Source organism: Blautia stercoris (assembly GCF_054657695.1).
Window position 1 is genome coordinate 197,813 of record NZ_BAAHYF010000001.1, and the last position, 20,055, is coordinate 217,867.

The 20,055-nt window shown below is 36.2% G+C and carries 15 protein-coding genes and 2 pseudogenes; 2 read left to right on the forward strand and 15 right to left on the reverse strand.

The features are described from left to right. Window positions 1-968: 968 nt before the first annotated feature. Window positions 969-1,661: a hypothetical protein gene (locus tag ACYQ2D_RS01040; protein WP_117455738.1), complete on the reverse strand. Its 693-nt coding sequence runs from the start codon at window positions 1,659-1,661 to the stop codon at window positions 969-971. 191 nt (window positions 1,662-1,852) lie between these two features. On the opposite strand from ACYQ2D_RS01040, the gene ACYQ2D_RS01045 reads away from it, so the two are divergent. Next, window positions 1,853-2,635 (forward strand): ZIP family metal transporter, encoded by a 783-nt coding sequence (locus ACYQ2D_RS01045; protein ID WP_022304083.1) that lies wholly within the window; start codon window positions 1,853-1,855, stop codon window positions 2,633-2,635. Window positions 2,636-2,763: 128 nt separating this feature from the next. On the opposite strand, the gene ACYQ2D_RS01050 is transcribed toward ACYQ2D_RS01045, so the two are convergent. From ACYQ2D_RS01050 to ACYQ2D_RS01085, 8 genes and pseudogenes are all read right to left on the reverse strand, one after another. Next, window positions 2,764-3,840 carry a tyrosine-type recombinase/integrase gene (locus ACYQ2D_RS01050; protein ID WP_443991743.1) on the reverse strand — a complete coding sequence of 359 codons (1,077 nt, stop codon included), beginning with the start codon at window positions 3,838-3,840 and terminating at the stop codon, window positions 2,764-2,766. A gap of 163 nt (window positions 3,841-4,003) precedes the next feature. Next, a pseudogene (locus ACYQ2D_RS01055) lies at window positions 4,004-4,536 on the reverse strand (DUF3737 family protein); the annotation flags it as partial. Window positions 4,537-4,554: 18 nt separating this feature from the next. Next, complete coding sequence (locus ACYQ2D_RS01060) at window positions 4,555-5,616, reverse strand: tyrosine-type recombinase/integrase (protein WP_459784401.1); 1,062 nt, start codon at window positions 5,614-5,616, stop codon at window positions 4,555-4,557. Between the two features lie 237 nt (window positions 5,617-5,853). Continuing rightward, window positions 5,854-5,994: pseudogene (locus ACYQ2D_RS01065) on the reverse strand (cupin domain-containing protein); the annotation flags it as partial. After that, a complete protein-coding gene (locus tag ACYQ2D_RS01070) occupies window positions 5,991-6,437 on the reverse strand; it encodes a hypothetical protein (protein WP_459784402.1) in 447 nt (148 codons plus the stop codon). The gene ACYQ2D_RS01070 and the pseudogene ACYQ2D_RS01065, both read right to left, overlap by 4 nt. A gap of 99 nt (window positions 6,438-6,536) precedes the next feature. Continuing rightward, a complete protein-coding gene (locus ACYQ2D_RS01075) occupies window positions 6,537-7,337 on the reverse strand; it encodes a helix-turn-helix transcriptional regulator (RefSeq protein WP_118508485.1) in 801 nt (266 codons plus the stop codon). Window positions 7,338-7,697: 360 nt separating this feature from the next. Next, entirely contained in the window at window positions 7,698-9,095 is a 1,398-nt protein-coding gene (locus ACYQ2D_RS01080; protein WP_117455732.1) for an MFS transporter, read from the reverse strand. A 169-nt stretch (window positions 9,096-9,264) separates the two neighbouring features. Then, window positions 9,265-12,303, reverse strand: coding sequence for a glycoside hydrolase family 2 TIM barrel-domain containing protein (locus tag ACYQ2D_RS01085; RefSeq protein ID WP_459784404.1), 3,039 nt, complete (start codon window positions 12,301-12,303; stop codon window positions 9,265-9,267). Window positions 12,304-12,502: 199 nt separating this feature from the next. Between ACYQ2D_RS01085 and ACYQ2D_RS01090 the strand changes: the two genes are divergently transcribed. Then, window positions 12,503-13,366: an AraC family transcriptional regulator gene (locus ACYQ2D_RS01090; protein ID WP_022220923.1), complete on the forward strand. Its 864-nt coding sequence runs from the start codon at window positions 12,503-12,505 to the stop codon at window positions 13,364-13,366. Window positions 13,367-13,941: 575 nt separating this feature from the next. Here ACYQ2D_RS01090 and ACYQ2D_RS01095 read toward each other — a convergent pair. From ACYQ2D_RS01095 to ACYQ2D_RS01120, 6 genes are all read right to left on the reverse strand, one after another. Then, window positions 13,942-14,583 carry an ABC-2 transporter permease gene (locus ACYQ2D_RS01095; RefSeq protein ID WP_187558475.1) on the reverse strand — a complete coding sequence of 214 codons (642 nt, stop codon included), beginning with the start codon at window positions 14,581-14,583 and terminating at the stop codon, window positions 13,942-13,944. Between the two features lie 2 nt (window positions 14,584-14,585). Continuing rightward, a complete protein-coding gene (locus ACYQ2D_RS01100; RefSeq protein ID WP_459784406.1) occupies window positions 14,586-14,987 on the reverse strand; it encodes an AAA family ATPase in 402 nt (133 codons plus the stop codon). Between the two features lie 82 nt (window positions 14,988-15,069). Continuing rightward, a complete protein-coding gene (locus ACYQ2D_RS01105) occupies window positions 15,070-16,278 on the reverse strand; it encodes a hypothetical protein (RefSeq protein WP_055155795.1) in 1,209 nt (402 codons plus the stop codon). Window positions 16,279-16,429: 151 nt separating this feature from the next. Beyond that, window positions 16,430-16,813 (reverse strand): DUF6262 family protein, encoded by a 384-nt coding sequence (locus ACYQ2D_RS01110; RefSeq protein ID WP_055155794.1) that lies wholly within the window; start codon window positions 16,811-16,813, stop codon window positions 16,430-16,432. Further along, window positions 16,779-18,302 carry a tyrosine-type recombinase/integrase gene (locus tag ACYQ2D_RS01115; RefSeq protein ID WP_117802415.1) on the reverse strand — a complete coding sequence of 508 codons (1,524 nt, stop codon included), beginning with the start codon at window positions 18,300-18,302 and terminating at the stop codon, window positions 16,779-16,781. The genes ACYQ2D_RS01110 and ACYQ2D_RS01115 overlap by 35 nt, the downstream gene beginning before the upstream one ends. Beyond that, complete coding sequence (locus tag ACYQ2D_RS01120; RefSeq protein WP_296051086.1) at window positions 18,292-20,049, reverse strand: tyrosine-type recombinase/integrase; 1,758 nt, start codon at window positions 20,047-20,049, stop codon at window positions 18,292-18,294. Before ACYQ2D_RS01120 ends, ACYQ2D_RS01115 begins: the two co-directional genes overlap by 11 nt. Window positions 20,050-20,055 lie beyond the last annotated feature (6 nt).

A 20,055-nucleotide genomic window follows, 5' to 3' on the forward strand; every position in this document is an offset into this window, starting at 1 on the left:
CAGAGAAATATGTATCTATTATGGAGTCTCGAATTTTATCCGCATTTATTTTACCGCCATTCTTTCAATCTATCAATGTTGTCATCGAGTATGCAGATAAAATAAAATATTACTAAGGTCACAGAAGCTATTTTCACAAGCCCGGCCCTGTTGCGTCAGTTACGATTTTTGCTTTTTCATCGGCCATTCGCAGTTCCTCCTTCTTATTTGTTTGATGGCATGAAAAAAGGGCCTGACCTCTTACAGTCAAGCCCCGCTTGTAGGGATACCTCCTTCCTCTGCCTATGAAAAAACCGCCCTGTGTCTCACTAGGGCGGTTTTTTCAGTAGGTTGGCAGTCCATATTTGGTTGTTTTATTGTGTATCCCTTTGTCCACCGACGCAAATTAAAAACGAATAATAATTAATAAGAAGCAAAAAGAACCTCCTTGAATAAGGAGGTTCTTTTTTGACTTTCTATCTATTTATTTTTTCTTATTTTCTTCCTATTCCTGTTCATGAGCATGAAATGGTTTTACATCTTCTACAGCTTTTGCTTTTTAGGTTACATAATATATTATTATGGAAACTATTATTTATTGATTGAGAATTTTATTGAGTTTATCAACTTTTATTTTAATTGGAATATAAATAAACAGCCATATTGTTACAAAAATAATTGTAAACAGGAATATCTAAGAATAAGAAATCCATCCGTTCAAAATATAAATATATAAATCCCAAAATAATCAAGATACAATACACTGCATTGAATCAGACCTGTAAACCCTTTTGGAATACTTTCAATCTGATAAATAACCGTAATTCCTGCTACAATAAAACCTATTATGCAAAAGCAGCAGACTTTGGAATTGCTCGTATTGCAGAGAATTATCCGACAGCAGTTATTAATGGAGAAAAAACACTTCATAACCTGTTGTCGGATGGTTTGCTAGGGATGGAAGATACAGACGAACGTATTTCATCTAATCACAAATATTTATTTGGAACAGATAAAAACTCTTCAACATACTCTTCCAAAGCCAAAAGCAGTTTTTCAAGTGGAAATACCTTAAGTTCTCTTACAGCTTCCGGTGAAACAGCTAGAAAGCCATGAAGTTGTAAGAGAACCTCCTGCACATCTTTATAACAAATTTCTGAAATTCCTGGATTTACAACTTCTGGATTTAAATCAAGTGGAATTTTATATTGATTGACCAGATAAGTATTCATCCTTGTATAATCTCCGTAATAGTATTCTTCAGTGAGATACTTGGAAAATGGGATAGAAGTTTGCGATTTTTGAATATAAACTGTCGCAACCTCATCTCGAATATCTGTAATCTGTCCATTTTTGTCATAAAATTCTACGACCTGAGGAATGAAATCTTTGAAAAATTTTCGGTCAATATAAAGATGAAAATAGTATCCAAGCACACTGGGATTTGCAAGCAGAGAACTATATTTTTGCAGAAAACGTGTTAAATCCGGAAATACCATCATTTTTTCATAATAAGCTGAGTTACGGAAGTGAGAGGCATCTTTTGGTTTTGTTGTATCTGGAAGAAGATTTCCGATCAAAAAATCATTTACCGAAGAAATTTCGTATGGAAAATCAGGATGATGTGGAAGTCTTTTTAACAGTATTTGAGCTGCAGTTAAATGTAAGATAAAACCAGGCATAAAAAATCCTTTCGTATCGTCTTTAAGTTAGATATAACAATAATTTTACTACTCTGAATTATAACATAAGGAAAAATAACTGTCTATTCCAACAGGATAGTAGACAAATTAAAAGAAGTCCGTTATAATATGTAGTTAGTTAAGACTAACCGCATATTATAATCTATAAAAAGAAAAGAGGATTTTTCATTATGAACGAACACGTGTTTTATGGAATCTTGATTCCTTTTTTGGGAACTTCTTTAGGCGCAGCCTGTGTCTTTTTTATGAAGAAAACTTTAAAAGAACAGGTTCAGCGTGCTTTAACTGGATTTGCAGCAGGAGTAATGGTGGCTGCTTCTATCTGGAGTTTGTTAATTCCTGCTATTGAACAGTCTGATTCAATGGGGAGATGGGCTTTTTTACCTGCTGCTATTGGCTTTTGGATAGGCACGTTATTCCTATTATTGTTAGATCATATTATTCCGCATCTGCATCAAAACAGTGAAACAGCAGAAGGTCCTGCAAGCCGTCTGCAAAAAACAACCATGATGATTCTTGCAGTTACTCTCCATAATATTCCAGAGGGAATGGCAGTTGGCGTGGTTTACGCAGGATATCTGTTGGGGCATTCTGAAATTACAGTTGCCGGAGCAATGGCATTGTCTCTTGGAATTGCAATTCAAAATTTTCCAGAAGGTGCAATTATTTCTTTACCGCTTCGTGCAGAGGGCATGAAAAGATCAAAAGCATTTGTCGGTGGTGTACTTTCCGGAATTGTTGAACCAATCGGAGCAGTTTTTACGATTTTAATGGCAAATCAAATTGTTCCGGCACTTCCTTATCTTTTAAGTTTTGCAGCAGGTGCAATGCTTTATGTTGTAGTAGAAGAGTTGATTCCAGAAATGTCAGAGGGAAAACACTCTAATATCGGTACTTTGTTTTTTGCTGTTGGTTTTAGTGTCATGATGATTCTGGATGTAGCGCTTGGGTAAGTAATATTGCTGAAACATTCTTTGACATTCTCTCGTGTTATTTTGCTATTGAAAAATAAAAAAGAAAGGCAAAAATGTCTGTTTGAACTTATGTTCGATATATGGATATTTCCGCCTTTCTTTTCTTTTTAAGAATTGTGTGAATCTGGTTTTTCTCGTAAGATAACCGCTTTTGAAGCAGCACGACGCCTGTCATCGCTCAAGCGCGCATAATGCTTTTTGGTAGTATTTACATCTGAGTGACCTAATACATCCGCCACCAGGTAAATATCGCCTGTTTCGCGGTATAACGCAGTTCCATAGGTGCTTCTTAATTTATGCGGAGTGATTGTTTTTACCGAAATAGCAGAAGAGTACTTTTTGACCATTTTTTCAATCGCATCGACGCTGATTCTCTTTCTCTGACCGGATAAAAACAGGGCATTTTCATGACCTGAAAGTGGTGTTATCTTGTTTCTGGAAAGTTCCAGGTAGTCTTTTAACGCAGCTTCCACTTCAAGTCCGAAATAGACAACCATTTCATTTCCGCCTTTTCTTAACACGCGAATTCCATTGTTTTTAAAGTCTACATCAGAAATATTAAGTCCAACGCACTCGGAAACACGGATGCCTGTACCGAGCAGCAGGGTAACAATTGCAATATCACGATACTTTTGCTTATTATAGTGATAAAGTTGTACACCTGTTAATCCATTTCCATAATTCTCCATATAATCGAGTAATGCTGCAATTTCATCAGGATCAAGCTGAATAATGGCTTTTTCCTTTAAACGTGGCATATCAATCAAGCGTACTGGATTCTCAGATAATAGCTGACGTTTACAGAGATATTCGTAAAAACTACGCAGGCAGGAGAGCTTTCGTGCAATTCCGACACGCGAATTCGTTTCTGTGCGTCCATCTGGTGTCTGATAAACCTTTAAATAATCTTCAAATTCTTCAAAATCAACTGGCTGAAGTGCCGATAAATCAGAAAGTGAAATTTCAGAAATTTGTTTTTCTTTTAAGTTCGGATTACTTTCTTGAAGAAACCGAAAGAAAACTCGTAAATCATACGCATAAGATAAACGGGTTTTATCAGATGTCGTCGGTTCTTTTGCACGAAAATAATCCTTTGCGTAGGGTGGAAGTTCCGATAAAAATTCTCGAAGTTTCATTGTATTTTGAATTTTTTCCTGTTCTCGATAAGTGATTTGTTTTGCCATAAAAAGCCTCCTAAAAGTAACTGTTTGAGAGTAGTTTAACATATCAAAAGTTAAAAATCCAGACTTTAGCGGTTAAATCTGTATTTGTCCGCTAAACTTTTCTCGCTTATCCAGTACTACTCTGCGTGTTCTAATCGACAAATTACCCCTGGACAAATAATACAAGTGTTGTATTTAAAAGCAGGCAGTTTTTCATTGAAGATTTTCAATGTAACACATTCCCTGTAAACTTTCGCTGATACTATTGATTAGAGTTAATTTTTTAGCGTTCCACCCAAGATACTCTCCGGAAATAGAGGAATCATATACGGTTACATTTTCCGTGTTCCAAAAGGCATCTTTTGAAATCATTTTGGCATGATGAATTTCTACATTTTTCGCACCATCAAACGAATAATTGCCTGCCAGCTCAAAGTCCTCAATCTGCATATTTTGACAATTCATGGCAAAATAGCCTCCTTTTGCCCGAACCTCTTTTAGAACAATGTCGTTGCAATTCCAGAGGGTTTCCTGCACACTTGCCAATGTAACGTGGTAAAGTGCCAGTCTGCTACATCTTCTAAAGGTGCAGTCCTCAGCCTTAATATGATTACTGTAGCATAACGGATATTTCCACTGGAACATACTGTTTTTGAGTTCAATATTGTCACATTCTTTTAAAGGAGACTCTCCCTCTCCGAAAATGGTATCCTCAATGAAAATTACTCAATCAAATCAATCTGTAAAGTTACCTATTTTATTTCCCATAATCTCCATAACTTCTTTGGTGTTTTGCTTATCCTTATGAGCATAGATGGCAGTCGTTTGAATGTTAGCGTGTCCTAATAAATTAGCCACAAGATATATATCTCCTGTTTCCTGATAAATATGAGTACCAAATGTATGTCTTAATTTATGAGGGGTTATATGTTTGTTTAGATTAGAAGTATTTTTCTTAAGCATATGACCCACCGTATTTTCTGATATACGATTATATCGTCCCTTATGTTGAGTAATAAATAATGCATCTATTTTTTCATCTGTCTTTTTTAACAGTTCTTCTCTGTCTTTTACCCAACGATGTATATATTGCATTAAATTGTCAGGTAAATATATTTGCATTTCTTTATTACCCTTTTGAATAATATATAAAATTTGATTTTCAAAATCAATATTCTGTATATTAATTTCAACGAGACTCCCAACACGAATACCAGTAAAAAGAGATATCGCTATTAAGCACAAATCTCTATTTTTCCATTTTTTCTGGTAAATCGTATTTTTATATTTTCGATTCTCTATATTACCAGTTCCGTTCTCTATATTTTCTAGGACTTTTTCTATTTCATCATACTCCAAGTATATAATTTGTTTATTGCCTTTGTGTATAGGGGGACGCTTTATTCCATCCATAGGATTTTTAGATACTAACCCCTGCTCAATACAATATGCGAAGAAGTTTCTTATTGCTGTAATCTGAACAGCAATAATGTCATTAGATATAGGTTTTCCATTAACTAAATCCTTACGTCTACGTGTAAAATATGCATTTAAAAAATCATTATCTATTTCTGATATTTTGATTTTTCCAGTTGTATTACCAGTAAACTTAGCATACGCTTTAAGCATACACTGAATTTGATATATATATGTTTGCTTTGTTTTTGCAGTTTTTTCAAACATACTATTATAAAAATCTGTCAATACCTGCGGATATATTATCAAATTTTTTTCTGTTACCCGTTCAGTTTTGTTATAAATTTCTTCTCTTCCTGTGATAGTGTTTTTTCTATTCATTCAACCAAAGCCTCCCTACCATACATTTTGGGGTGAATTTTATTGATAGTTTTTTCTAAACTATAAACTTTGTTTCATATTATTTTATTATTATAACATAATTATCAGCATTAAAAAAGGACGCAAGATTTTTCTCGCACCCTCTCAATTATATCTGACTTTATATTTTCTTACTTTCTATTCTCTTTCGTTAAGCATTTGTTCAAATTCTATTTTTTTGGTCATCCCTAAAACTCCCTAAAATACAACCGTCAACAACATTTTAAACTGATCTTTTCCATACACTGCATGTGGATGTTTTGCCGGCATCAAAATGGATTCGCCTTCTTTTAATTCATATTCCACACCATCAATTGTGATTTTTCCAACTCCATCTAAATAGCAATCCTGCCAGTTTCTACTGCTATCGGTGGATAATTTTCCAAGTAATAGTTTTTATCGTTTGTAAGACAAGCATAGCCATAAGCTTCTTTTTGTATCTTTAAAATTACTTTCTTTAAATAAGCGTTACAGGTTTTATTCTGTGGTCCTTTTTCTAAATTGACAGTAGGTTTTCCGGCTTTCAGCCATTTCAGATATTGTGCGAAATAATCATATTGTGTTTCATAATCCATTTCATAGATATCCTCTGCTTGCTTTTCATTTTCCAGCAAATATTCCCAGTAATAGGCAAGAGCGAACGCATTTCTCCGTATTGTATTCGGAGAACGGTTCGCCCTGACCTGATGCAATTCACACAAATGGTTACATCTGTATGTTTTCTGTAAATTCAGATGGTTTGATGGATTTGGCACTGCATGGTTTTCTTCCCAATCATACATGACATAATAATTAACCACTACCCCATATTATAAATAACACCCAGAGATACTTATTTCAGACTGATAATCAGATTTTTATTGAATTTATTAATCTATATGTTATGACAACATATCTTTCAGACATGTACTCCGGTAGTCACTCGGTGATATTTTATATCTTTCTTTAAATACTCGGTTAAATGTTCTCTGACTTTCAAATCCACTATCCAGACAAATGTTTGTAATAGAATCACTCGTATTTTCCAAACGATGGCATGCATAGTTCAGCCTTGCATCGTTAAGATATTGATTAAAGTTTCTATGGAATGTTTTGGAAAAGAGTCTGGATAAAACATATTTGCTCACCCCCAGATCTTTTGCCATCTCTTCCAGAGAAAACTTCTTCTTAAAATTTGCTGATATATAGGAAACTGTCTGGTAAATAAGATCGTTGCTCCCCACATTACTCTTTTCTACCAAATTTAATTTTCCTATGCAGCGTGCCAACACAATTTGAAGATATGCCTGTGCAACAGTAATATCCGACTGTTCTGTCTCTAAAATTGCATTTATAACCCTATATACCTCCGGTTCAACCTTTTCCGCTTTGATGATTGGGTATTCAGGAGCCATGGATTGCATGATATCTGCAAATTTGGCTATCGTAAATGGCGATGCAATCAGATAGGTCGCTTTATTTACACCGGGTGTCAGTACCTGATAGTGATGAATAACATCTGGAAATACAAAGCCTATATCTCCTTTTTCCATATGGTATAGTTCCTGTCCGACACCAAGTTCTAATGCTCCACTTGTTACACAAACGATCTCCAGTGCATTATGAAGATGTGGTTCAATATGTTTTGACTTCCTATTTATTGCTATGATCTCCTCTTTTGTGTCAACATATTTTAACTGCATGAAATACTCCCCTTTGCAACATTTGTCTATATCTTCTTTCGATTTGGCAAGCAATCCTTTTACACCTATCTTATAATCAACTTGTAAATAAGGAAAGGAGGAATTGCAAATGAGCAACCTAAAAAAATATCTGAATGACCTTTTAGTATTCTACACTGAATATTTTGAGCATCCTTACCATGTATAAATACTAAAAGGACTATTTTGTGAAAACTGAATATTTTCTTAAGGCCATTTCACAAAAATGAAAAAAATGAAGTGGTCCTTTTTTATTTTCAAAATACAGTTCAATCACTTTATATATAGAAAAAAGCACTGTCTCATCGAGCAATGACCAGACAACGCTTTCTCCTGTCAATTCTAATTTATGTCTGATGCATCTGTTACTTCATCAGCAGCAATTCCTTTTTCTGCTTTCAGTTTTTTATTTGCATCTTCTACATTCATTCTTGAAAGTACAAACATAATCAATACATCAAAGATTAACGGAAGCCAAAGATACATAAACTGCATCATATCAAGTGCAGACTGCGGCTGAGTTGCATTTGTTCCGATATATCCACTGAACTCAAGCAGCCATCCAACAACAGCGGTTCCAATACCTCCACCGATTTTTACGCCAAGAGAAGTACAAGAGTACATCGTTCCGTCAATTCTCTTTCTCTGTGTAAGATAAGTGTACTCAGAGCAGGATGCGATAACTGCATTCATATCTCCCTGCCATGGTCCCTGACCTAATGCTGCAAGAGCTGTAAATGCCATCATCAGCGGAACACTGCCCATATATCCTGCAACAACAACAAGTGCTCTACCGATGACTGCTAAGACATAACCTCTTAAGTTCAGTTTATACATACCTTTCCACTTACCAACTAATGTCGGTGTGAAAATCAGGGCAATGATCAGTGGAATATTTACTGCCCATGCAAATTGTCCAAACAAATTCTTATTTTTCAGTACCCATGTCATGTAATAAATGCCAGCTCCAATCATGGCACTATATAACTGCTGTAAAATATATGTTCCACAAATCATCATGTAATATTTGTTTTTAACAAGAAGCTTGAATGCCTGTACCATTCCGTACTTTTCATTATCATCCTTTACTTCTCCTTCGTTAAGTTCTTCCTCAGGAAGTTCCTTAACAGAAAGTGCTGAAATCGTATTTACGACAAGACCAATGATTGCATAGATAATAGCAACCGTTCTCCATGCTGCAGCATCTCCACCACATTTATCTACAAATCCAACTGTAATTGCCTGAATCAGAAGGCTTGTTGAAAACGCAAAAATAAAACGGTAAGATCCCATCTGCACACGCTCTTTGCTGTTCTTTGTAATCAGTGACGTAAGTGCTGAATAAGCAATATTGTTTGCTGTATAAAACACACCATTTAACAGTGTGTAAGAGATAAAGAACCATGCATATTTAGCCGTTGTTCCCAAGCTGACTGGTACTGCAAAACAGCAGACCAGCGTAATGGCACAACCAATATATCCATATAGCATCCAGGGTTTCGCTTTTCCCATTTTACTGTGTGTTTTGTCAATCATTGATCCAAAAAATATATCCGTAAAACCATCAAATAGTTTTGATACGGCAATCAGGGTACCTACGACACCTGCTGCAAGTCCTACTGAGTCCGTCAAATAGACCATCATAAAAGATGTCAGGAACGCATAGACTACATTACCTGCAATATCGCCTGATCCATATCCAATTTTGTTATACCATTTCAAATACTTTTTTTCTTCCATCGAATTTCTTTGCTCCTCATCTTCATCGCACTTAGAATTTCAAGATGTCTAACAGAGTATGATGTCTAATTCTAGTTTTTTCTCTGTTTTTGTCTGATTGCTCTGTATATCCGGACTTTACATAACAATCAGACTCTCTTTCCTTGTTTACGGGTTACATGAAACTTTATTATCCCTTTATATACGGTATCAGTGTAAACTGGAACCGGAATAATACATCATCAAATCGGTACTGCTCCAATACAACTGGACCACAACTGTTAGAACCAATGCCATTTAGTGCATAGTCAACACAAAATACTACACTATCTGATTCTGTCAGTTCATAATTATGCGTTTTCTCCTCAAGTTCTTCCTGCGTATAATAAGAAGCATTGAATGAGAAGGCATTTTCCGCAGAGACCACAATTCCATATCGGCTGTTGTTAAGCTCTACATATTCACAATCATAATGGCTCCCATTTTCCTGTGGGCGAATATAATCCTCATGCAAATCATCTACATTTGCATGATACAAACCGTGGCTCGCAGCCTGATGTTTGTCACAATAGCTTTCCTGTGGTCCCATTCCAAAGTATCGTGCAGCTGAAAGTTTTTTATCCAGGAACATCCTCACACCAAATCTTGGCAGATCCGGAAATTCATCATCTTTTATTACTGCAATATCTGCATCAATCTTTCCAGCAGCTTCTATTTTCCATGTGATCGTCACATCAAGAATCTTCTGTACTGTCTCTGCCACAACGGATGCATGGCTTGTAATTTTCACACCATGTTTTCCCTGCACAACCTCTGTCGTATAGGCTCTTGTGTAAGCCTTATCATAGTGGGCTTTCTTCCATTCAAACTTGATGTACATATCGTTATCTGTTGGAGCTCTCCAAATATTTAATTCCATCGGATGGTTCAAGTATTCCCGCCCTGCGAATTTCATCTCTGTAAAGAGTGCAGTACGTTTGTCTATGGTATAAGCAAATTCACGCCCCTTGATATGAATCTGTGTATCATTTTCATTTACCTGTAATTCAGAGTCCACTACTGTTTTTGGTATCCATTTCTCTACAAGTTTACATTTTGTATCCTCTTTACTTACCTCAATTTCATCAAATCCAAGAATATGGTCTTCATCCAACAGTGGCAATTCTTTTTTCAGATGGTAAATAAGTTTTAAATAACATTTCCCATTCTCTGGAACATTGATCTTCAGGTTTGTTTTTCCTTCCACGTGTGGTGCCACAGAAAACTCCGGAAGTATGCCTTTGCTGATCACAAGACCATCCTGTGTCAGCTCATAACTAATCTTCACATAATCTTTCAAGTCATCAAAATCCATGTAGTTATGAAGCACCAGTTCTCCGTTTTCTTTGTTATAGGAAATAACTCTTGCTGGGCGATAAACATTCTTGTATTCCAAAAGTCCTGTATGTACCGTTCTGTCCGGATATACTAATCCATCCATACAGAAGTTGCCATCATGAATTTCTTCGCCATGGTCGCCCCCATAAGCATATATAGTCTTTCCATTCTCAGCAGTTCCATGAGCAATCGCATGGTCACACCATTCCCAGACAAAGCCGCCGCACATTTTATCATTATCCTGAATCATCTGAAAGTAATCTTCAAAATCTCCAGGTCCGTTTCCCATACTGTGACAGTACTCTACCAAAAGGAAGGGTTTGCTTCCATATTTATCCAGATATTCCTGAATTTCGGAAAGCGCCGGGTACATCCGGCTGTACACATCCAGATTGCTGTAATCATATGTTTCATCATAATTACGGTATCTTGCACTCTCATATTGTGTGATGCGGTCTGGATCAAAATTCTTTGTCCATTCCAGTGCTTTTTCAAAGTTGCAGCCATAAGCACTCTCATTTCCCATTGACCACATAACAATACAGAAACGGTTTTTGTCACGTTCCACCATAAGTTTTACGCGATCAACGATTGCCTCTTCCCATACCGGATCATCTGCAATCTTCTCATTCCATCGTTTGAACCGATTGTAATCAGTGTCTTCTTTTCTGTAGATCATAAATGGACCATGAGCTTCAATATCTGCTTCATCTATTACCATGAATCCATACTTGTCACACATTTCATAGAAAAATGGTGCGTTCGGATAGTGGCTGGAACGGATCGCATTAAAATTATGCTGCTTCATTAACGTAAGATCGGTTGTAATCTGTTTCGGATTGATTGTAAATCCAGTAACCGGATCAGAATCATGTCGATTGACACCACGGAATTTAATCTTCTGTCCATTTAAATAAATAACCTGGTCTTTAATCTCTATCTTTCTTAATGCAATGTGATCTACAATTACTTCATTCTCTGTTTCAAGAATCAGTTTATATAGATATGGATTTTCTGTATTCCAAAGTTCCGGACTTGCGATTTCTAATACAGCTGTTCCTTCTTCAGCAATACTTCCTAGTGCTACAACTGCTCCGTTTCTATCTTCAATCGAAATTTTTACATTTAACGGAGAGTAGAATTTCATTTCAATTTCTACTTTCGCAAGCATATCTTCAATTCTTGTTTTAATATGATAATCACTGATTGCCTGTTTTGGGCGTTTCAAAATGTACACATCCCGGAAAATACCACTCATACGGAATTTGTCCTGATCTTCCAAATAGGAACCATCACACCACTTCATGACCAGAACTGCTATGCTGTTCTCTCCGTCCCGAAGGAGGTCGGTGATATCAAACTCACTGGTCATATGAGAAACCTGGCTATACCCTACATAAGAGCCATTGATCCATACATAAAAGCAACTGTCTACTCCTTCAAAATTCAAGAAAGCTTTTGGTGCATTTTCATCTTTGTGATAAACAAAGGTATGTGCGTATGTTCCACATGGAATATCCTGTGGTACATACGGTGGATCAAATGGGAACGGATACCTGATGTTTGTATACTGATGTGTGTCATATCCTGCCATCTGCCATACACTCGGAACCTGAATCTCATCAAAATTTTCTGTATCATAATCTTTCTCAAAGAAGGGTTCCTGAACATCATAGATACTGTTAAAATACTGGAACTTCCAAGTTCCGTTCAATAACTGCATTCGGTCTGACTCTTCCCTGTGCTCCACCAGATTATCCATTCTTTTGGATGCCGGAATAAAATAGGCTCTGGCTGGCATTGTATTTTCATGCAGTACGCTTAAATCCTCATAATAACGTGGTACAATCATAAATAACTCTCCTTTAATACATATACATTTTTTTGCACTTTGTTTTTCCCAGCAAACCTTGTCTTTTACTTTTATGTTTACGTTTCTCTGTTTTGTTATATATATCTTATCCTAATCTGCAAAACATGTCTATGAATTGGATTAGACAAAATATGCACTAAATGATACAATAACAAAAAAGGAAAAGAGGTGCTACCATATGTATATGAATACCGGTTATTTAAACCACTCCCATATGGATTTCAAAGACAAAAGTCGCCCACTGGTTGTAGGAAGTTGCGGTACTTACCGCCTTTCCAGCCATCCAAAGTTACCAACCTACCGTCCAAGGGGACGCCTGGATTATCAGATTATCTATATCACTGCTGGTTGTGGGCATTTTCATTTTGACAATGTGGATAACGAAACGATTGTCCCCGCCGGTAATATTGTACTGTACAGACCGAAGGAACTTCAGAAATATGAATATTATGGAAAAGATAAGACCGAAGTATACTGGATTCATTTTACAGGCAACAATGTAAAAAATATCCTACGGCAATATGGATTCCCGGATAAAGAGCGTGTATTTCAGGTCGGAACCTCTATGGAATACGAACAGATTTTCAAGCGTATTATCATCGAGCTTCAGCGTTGCCAAGATAATTATGAGGAAATGCTTGTCCTTCTGCTCCGTCATCTTCTTATCATCTTTCATCGGGAACTGACCAGGGAACATATCTCGAAAAATGAATACCTGGATCACGAGATGGATAACGCAGTTACCTTTTTCAGTGAAAATTATAACCAGAATATTAGCATAGATGATTATGCTGCCTCACGTGGAATGAGTGTCAGCTGGTTTATCCGAAACTTCAAAAAATACACAGGTTCTACACCAATGCAGTTTATTGTGGGAATCCGAATTAACAATGCCCAGATGTTACTTGAAACAACAACCTATTCCATCAATGAAATTTCTAAAATCGTCGGGTATGATAATCAGCTTTATTTCAGCCGGCTTTTCCACAAGCTGAAAGGATATTCCCCAAGAGAGTACCGAAAGATAAGAAACAAGTTCTAAAATCCACAATATCATAAATCCAGTTTCTCCTCCAAAAGAGGATGCCACGGAATCATCAAATCAACGATTCCATGGCATCCTCTTCTCTCTTTTTGCTATTCTTATTTTACAAACTCAACCGAATAATAATACATATACTCATTATCTGTATCTATGTGTTCTCCTGTAATGTCCTAACTGATATTCTAACAAGTAAACGTATAATGCTTGCCATACTTGTCTTGGCAAGAAACAACAGGCTCTCCCCAGTTGACTGAATAGTCACAATGTAAAATATAAAGTGCTCTTTGCCCCCGCAGAAGCAAACCATTTCTTACCATGACGATTTGATTTGTGTTGCTTTCCGCTGGAATTAAAGCGTTAGCTTTCTAGATGTCAAAATTTCGAGGCTCAATCACACTCTCTATTTTCTCGCTGTCTACGCTTAGCAACTGCCATTACTGGCAGGCACCCAAGACTCGATACTGGCGGTTGAAATCCACTTATTTAACTTTAGTTTACGTAATAATATATTATGTAAATTAGGCTTGAAAAATCAGACAGCTATCGGTATCAAAAACCGACAGCTGTCTTTTTTAAAATTCTTTTTTTTCCATAATTCGACTACTAATAAAATAAGATATCAATGTCGCGAAAATCCCCAAAGCAAATAAAATAATAGTTACTACTTCATCATTTACAGAATTTATGGCTGTTAAAATTTTTGAGTTTCCATCAATTAAATTTTTCATAAAATAAACTGCTGCAACTATAATTCCAGCTAAAAGAGCTAAAATAATTCTGCTTTTTTCCATTCCATACTTTAAGTGGAATGGAATCAAAATAGACAACATCAATAAAATGATTGGTAAGAAAATGAGAATAACCGGCAATTCATCAAGAAAAGAAAACCGTTCTCCGCGTATCATCTTGGATACAAAGTAAAGAATAGCAGCAAACAGCCATGCAATAACCGCACCACCAATACAAAACAGATATTTCTCCTTAACATAGATTTTTGCTGTAATCGGAAGTGTCATTAGAAATTCATATCCATGGTCTAATTCATCGTAAGAAATGGTACTTACCATAACAATTGCTGCGCAAAAAGACAGATATCCCAAAATAAAAGTACCATCTTGTGAAAAACCTAACACAACTGCAATTACAACAAATAGCAGTAACATCTGTTTTCTCTGCATAATTAACCGAATATCTTTTTCTAACAATCCTGCCATAATTAATATCCCCCTGTCGTCATAAGAATCAATGCATCAATCCTGCCATTTTCTACTGCTATCTGTGGATAATTTTCCAGGTAATAGTTTTTATCGTTTGTAAGGCAGGCATAGCCATAAGCTTCTTTTTGTATCTTTAAAATTGCTTCTTTATCAAGTGTTTCATACTGTTCTTTCGTTACTTTTAAAATCCCATATTGTTCTAAAATAACATCGATTTTTTCATGGAGCATCAATTTTCCATTATGAACCAGATAAATATCGTCACAAAGTGTCTCTAAATCAGCTGAAATATGGGACGTAATTAAAATACTCCGATTCTCATCTTCTATCAGATAATCTCTTAACAAATCCAAAATTTCCGTTCTAGCTTCAATATCAAGTCCTGAGGTTGGCTCATCCATAAAATTGGGCATCCCTCTCCCAGCCCTCTAAAACACTGGCTTTAACGTCAGAGACACGAGTGTATCGTGTTCACTATTGTTCTCAAAGCGTTAGCTCTACTCCTTCTTGTTCCAGTGCAGCACTCAACTGTTTTGCATAAGTCACCTGTCCACACTTTTTCATTCCATATAAGATTCTTAAACATATATTTCTTTGTTTTAGTTTTCTTATGAGATATGTTCCGTCAAACGCCTTAGAGACTATGTCATCATGAACCTCTTCCAAATGTTCAACCGCTAAGAAACTATTACTCATCTCACTAAAACATAATAGTGTATTTAATGTATTCATAGAAATGCTGGATAAATATTTTTTCAAAATCTCCCCATTCTTTTGTATTTTGCGTAAATCGAACCCTATCTCTTTACCCTTGTTGTCAGATTTACTTTTCTCAGAATAGTATCTAACCAATGAAGCGTATTCTTTTAATTCATTTTCTGTAATTGACCCGAATACTTTCTCGCATCCAATATTTACCGAAAACTCTCTATTTTCCTTAATTAGATTTACAGCATCTGAAAATTCTTTACTTCCGAGATGATATTCTTGCTTAATCTCATCTTTGACTTCTTTGAATTTCTCTGTTCTCCATTCTTCATATACAGGAAGCCGCTTCGAAATATCCCATATATCTGCTCTCGACAAGCTCTTGGTAAATGTTCCTAGCGAATATTCAAAGATACAATTATCCAGAAAATATATCAAATCATCAAATTTTTTCATTACTTCCTTAAATTCTGTTTCTAACAATTCAATACTTACATGAGAAATTTTGTTTTTTATCATATGTGGTTCATCTTCTTTATTTAGTTCATATTTGAAGGCATCCCCCTCTTCATCGAAATAATAAAAGTAAATCATATCTTCTATATTCTCAAAATATGCAGGAATTCTTCTGTCAATATTCTTCTTATCACATGCTAATTTATATAGGCATTCAATACTATGCGTGTGTAATTCTTTTTTTCTTTCCTTTAAGACTTCCTCAGAATAACATATCCCTTTCTTTTCCTCTATTCGCCATAACATTTTTATGACAATCTTCAAAGATAGCTCAATGCTGTGTCTGGCGTTATAAACGATAGGATATACTAACAGATCTTCAACTTCGGAACCTGTTTTCAATGATTCCGTCAGAAGTTCAACGGTACGCTTGAACCCATTTCTTATATCCTCATCGGTAGTTCCCCCATTGTCACCTACGCATGCAATAATTGTATCTTCTTCATGAAATTCAAACGGATTTTCCATCTTCTATCATCCTCTTTCTTCGAATTTAACTTATCGATAAGTATATCATAAATACAATTTATGCACACCTTTTGTTATCTACACTTTTATATTCCAACCACAACAACCGGGAAATTCTTCCCGGTCATTGCAGATTATTTTCTAATTCAGATTATAAAGTTTTTAATACGTTCAGGTCTTTCTTGTTTAAGGCTTTTCTCAATCTTACATTTTCTTTTTCCATTTGCTCTTTTTCACGTTTCAGCTCCCGGATCTGTTCTTCTAATACATTGATCCGATTCTTCAGTACAATGTCACCTATGTATCTTTTGGGGTCTATCATTCCTGCCTGCTGCTCCAGAGCACGATCCATTTCTTTTCTGACCGTTTCATTCTTATAAAAGAATCCTCTGGACAATCCTGTCCTCTTTGTCAGTTTTGGGACCGTCACTTTTTCCCGTTCTGTCAGCATCTGCCGGATTTCTGTCACTGCCCTGTTTACTTTTTCTTCACTGGCTTTTTTATTGCAGGCTATCATCGAATCGTATTTGTTCATATTCTTCCTCCCATCCTTCCAGACATTCCAGTACCATCTTAGATAATCGGTTTCTTGTTTTTCGTGTATCATCTGCCAGTATTTTGTTGCTCATCTTTCTGTAATACTTTACATTTCTCAGGCTTCTATGCCCCAGTAGTCTTGCGATTGTCCAGTCATCCACATGCATCTCGGCAAGCTTCATGCCATAAATATGCCGATACATGTGAGAACCGAATCCAAAATATTCTCCCTTATCATCTCGGAGATTTTCCTGATATATTTTATCTGTAATTTTTTGCTGGACTGTAGCATATTTCATTGGTTTTGAAGGATCACTTAAACTTGTAAAAATGTATTTACCTTTTCCGTGCTCCTTTTCTCTGTATCGAATCGCTTCCTTTATTAAGGCAGCCAGTTCCTGACTAATCGGTTTTTCATAAAAATGTGTTTTCATTTGGTGGATCTGTATTATGGTTTCACCGTCTTTTTCAATCAGGCAGTCTGTCCTGAGTGTCAGTGTATCTGACATTCTTGTTCCAAGCATTTGATGAATAAGCATAAGTCTCGCCGTCTGCACATCCACTTTCGTAAGGAAAGCATTAAATCGCTTTAATTCCTGATCGGAATAAATTTTGATTTCTCCCCTTATATCTGGTGGAATATCCCGATTCAAAATTAAATCCTTTACCTGCGGATATTGATAGACGTCAGCTACCATATTCAGCAATGCCCGCAGTCTCGTCAGCTCCGCCCGATATCTTTTTGTCCCGGTATCTTCTGTTTTCATGTATATCAAATACTCTTCCATGATTTTCCTGTCCAGCTTTGAGCAGGAATCTACTTCTTTATTGTTTTCCTTCAGATATCTTGAAAACCTTCGAATGGCAGTCATTTCTTTTTTTACAGTACCGATGCTTTCTGTTTTCAGTTGAAAATAAATTGCCTTTTTTACTTCCTCTCTGAGATCCTGTTGGGAGATTTCCTTAAAATTTATAATTCTGGTCGTGCGCGTCAGATCCTGTTTCACTTGTATATCAAGTTTTTCAAGTTGCCAGACATCCTTTGTCATCTCATCTACATCAGCATCTCTTAAATCAAGGAAATAATCTATTAATCGGTCAATATAGTGTAATGTCTTTGCCTGTGATACCGTTTCATTCCCACAATGGGATTTTGAAATTTCTGTCAGGGGCAATCCCTGCTGTAAAAGCCATATTTTCATCTGCTGCTTCCATTTTTCTTTGTCCCAGTCCAAAAAACTTTCCGGTCTGTCTCTTCTGGTTTGCAGCATTTTACATAAATGATGGTAAAATCTTCTCTCAGTATAAAATTTTTCCGCCCCAAGCTGTTGTCCTCTGTATTTCAGGAACTTCCTCATTTCTTTCTGCATCTGTACAGACGGCAGTAAATCAAGGTCATACGAAGGTTCTGTTCCCATTCGTATTTTTGAAATTTCACTTGCTTTCTCATAGGAGTCCAATTTTTTTATGTAAAATTTATTTTCCACGTTTGCACCTCTTGATTCCTGATGCCAGGCTGTTTTCTCCTTTCTTGAAAAATTCCTGATTCGCTGCTGAAATTTTCTTTGGCATAAAATCCACATACTGCTGTGTCATCTCTTCATAATCATGCCCCAGATAGTCCCGGATACTCTGAAGAGGGACTTCGTCATCATATAACAGAGTCGCTATCGTATGGCGGAAATCATGTGATTTAAAATCATACCCTTTGAAAATATCCTGCCTCTTATTAAACAGTTCTTTCATTTGCCACTTAAACGAACCATACTGATATGCCCCTCCCCGTTTGTTTTGAAAAACATAATCCTCACTTCCAATATGATATTTTTCCAAATATCTTTTCATAATCTTATAAAGAACATCTGGAATCGGTACTCTTTTGTATGTTCGCATTTTCATCTGATAAACCTGTATCCACGCATCTCTTCCCTGCCAGGAATAAGCATCCCCTTTCAGGGTGCATACTTCACTGATCCTTAGTCCAATCAGCATAGAATGTAAAAGGATCAATCTTGGAATTTCAGGGAAATTTTTTAATTCTCTCAGAATCCTCTCATATATTTCCATCTCTACGCTTCGGTTATTATGACAATGTATTTCTTTTTTCAAATAATACTCATAACGAAATGGTATCCTGTCTATGATTTCTTTCGTCTGCAGATATTCATATAGCTGATAGACTGCTATAACAATATCATTAAAATAAGAAGCTTCTTTTAACTCAATTATCTGAAAATATTTTTTTATTTCGGTTTCTGATGCAAGTTTCAGCTCCATCGCGGTTTCTTTTTCCATCCACATGACAAATGCCAGAATCCTGTAGAATTCGGCTTGTATGCCACTCATTGCCAAATGTGTAACGCCCAGACAGTATTTCATGTATTCCTGCAAAATTTCCCGGTTCTCTCTTTTTTCTATGCCCATAAAGGAAAATTTTTTCACAGGATTGGATGGGTTGACTCTATATTGTTCCAGATGCAGTCTTTCCAAATACCAGACTGTTGAATCCCATAAAATATTCTTGGCATGGCAGAAAAGATATTTCTGACATTCTCGGAGTTCTCTTTCTGCAAGCTCTTTTGCATATGCCGTATCTGCATATTTTTCAAGTTTATCGGCCTGTACCTGTGTAATATATCTTAAATCCTCAATATGTTCCTGCATACAAAATTGATATACCACCTTCAAACCGTTTAACCGCATTGTGCATTCTCTCAGCATTATGTCACGCAGTACGACATCTTCGATAATTTCTAAAAGCTGACGCTTGCATAGCTCTGAGCCGTTTACACGAAAATCCCAAACTAATTTATCAATGGCAACTTTGCAGTCATATCTTTCTGCGATTGCCGGATTTGGGTGATATGGTAAAAAGAGCAGTTCGTGGATTAAATCTGTATTCTTTGCTATCTCCTGCTTTCCTTTTAACGTATTGGCATGCTTTCTGATTGCATATAATTTTGCCTTATCCATTCCACGTAAATAGCTGCGTACTGCTGAATCAGAATAAGTGCTTTTCAGATATTTCCGATAATCCACTCTAAGCTCATAATCGATGTCTGCTATATGCCACACTTCATTTTTTACCAAGTATGCTTTCAGACAGCCTTTTCCAGAGTTGCTGTCCATGCTTTCATCTAATTCCCGGCTCAGTTCTTCTATCTTCTTTTCCCGTTCTTCACTTGATGTCCATTGTTCTTCCGGCTCCCAAGCAAACACCCTTCTTGCCGGCATCTATCT

Coding starts and splice junctions, on each gene's coding strand:
- ACYQ2D_RS01040 (WP_117455738.1), bottom strand. CDS start 1,661: ATGCCTGGTTTTATCTTACATTTAACTGCAGCTCAAATACTGTTAAAA.
- ACYQ2D_RS01045 (WP_022304083.1), top strand. CDS start 1,853: ATGAACGAACACGTGTTTTATGGAATCTTGATTCCTTTTTTGGGAACT.
- ACYQ2D_RS01050 (WP_443991743.1), bottom strand. CDS start 3,840: ATGGCAAAACAAATCACTTATCGAGAACAGGAAAAAATTCAAAATACA.
- ACYQ2D_RS01060 (WP_459784401.1), bottom strand. CDS start 5,616: ATGAATAGAAAAAACACTATCACAGGAAGAGAAGAAATTTATAACAAA.
- ACYQ2D_RS01070 (WP_459784402.1), bottom strand. CDS start 6,437: ATGTATGATTGGGAAGAAAACCATGCAGTGCCAAATCCATCAAACCAT.
- ACYQ2D_RS01075 (WP_118508485.1), bottom strand. CDS start 7,337: ATGCAGTTAAAATATGTTGACACAAAAGAGGAGATCATAGCAATAAAT.
- ACYQ2D_RS01080 (WP_117455732.1), bottom strand. CDS start 9,095: ATGGAAGAAAAAAAGTATTTGAAATGGTATAACAAAATTGGATATGGA.
- ACYQ2D_RS01085 (WP_459784404.1), bottom strand. CDS start 12,303: ATGATTGTACCACGTTATTATGAGGATTTAAGCGTACTGCATGAAAAT.
- ACYQ2D_RS01090 (WP_022220923.1), top strand. CDS start 12,503: ATGTATATGAATACCGGTTATTTAAACCACTCCCATATGGATTTCAAA.
- ACYQ2D_RS01095 (WP_187558475.1), bottom strand. CDS start 14,583: ATGGCAGGATTGTTAGAAAAAGATATTCGGTTAATTATGCAGAGAAAA.
- ACYQ2D_RS01100 (WP_459784406.1), bottom strand. CDS start 14,987: ATGGATGAGCCAACCTCAGGACTTGATATTGAAGCTAGAACGGAAATT.
- ACYQ2D_RS01105 (WP_055155795.1), bottom strand. CDS start 16,278: ATGGAAAATCCGTTTGAATTTCATGAAGAAGATACAATTATTGCATGC.
- ACYQ2D_RS01110 (WP_055155794.1), bottom strand. CDS start 16,813: ATGAACAAATACGATTCGATGATAGCCTGCAATAAAAAAGCCAGTGAA.
- ACYQ2D_RS01120 (WP_296051086.1), bottom strand. CDS start 20,049: ATGCCGGCAAGAAGGGTGTTTGCTTGGGAGCCGGAAGAACAATGGACA.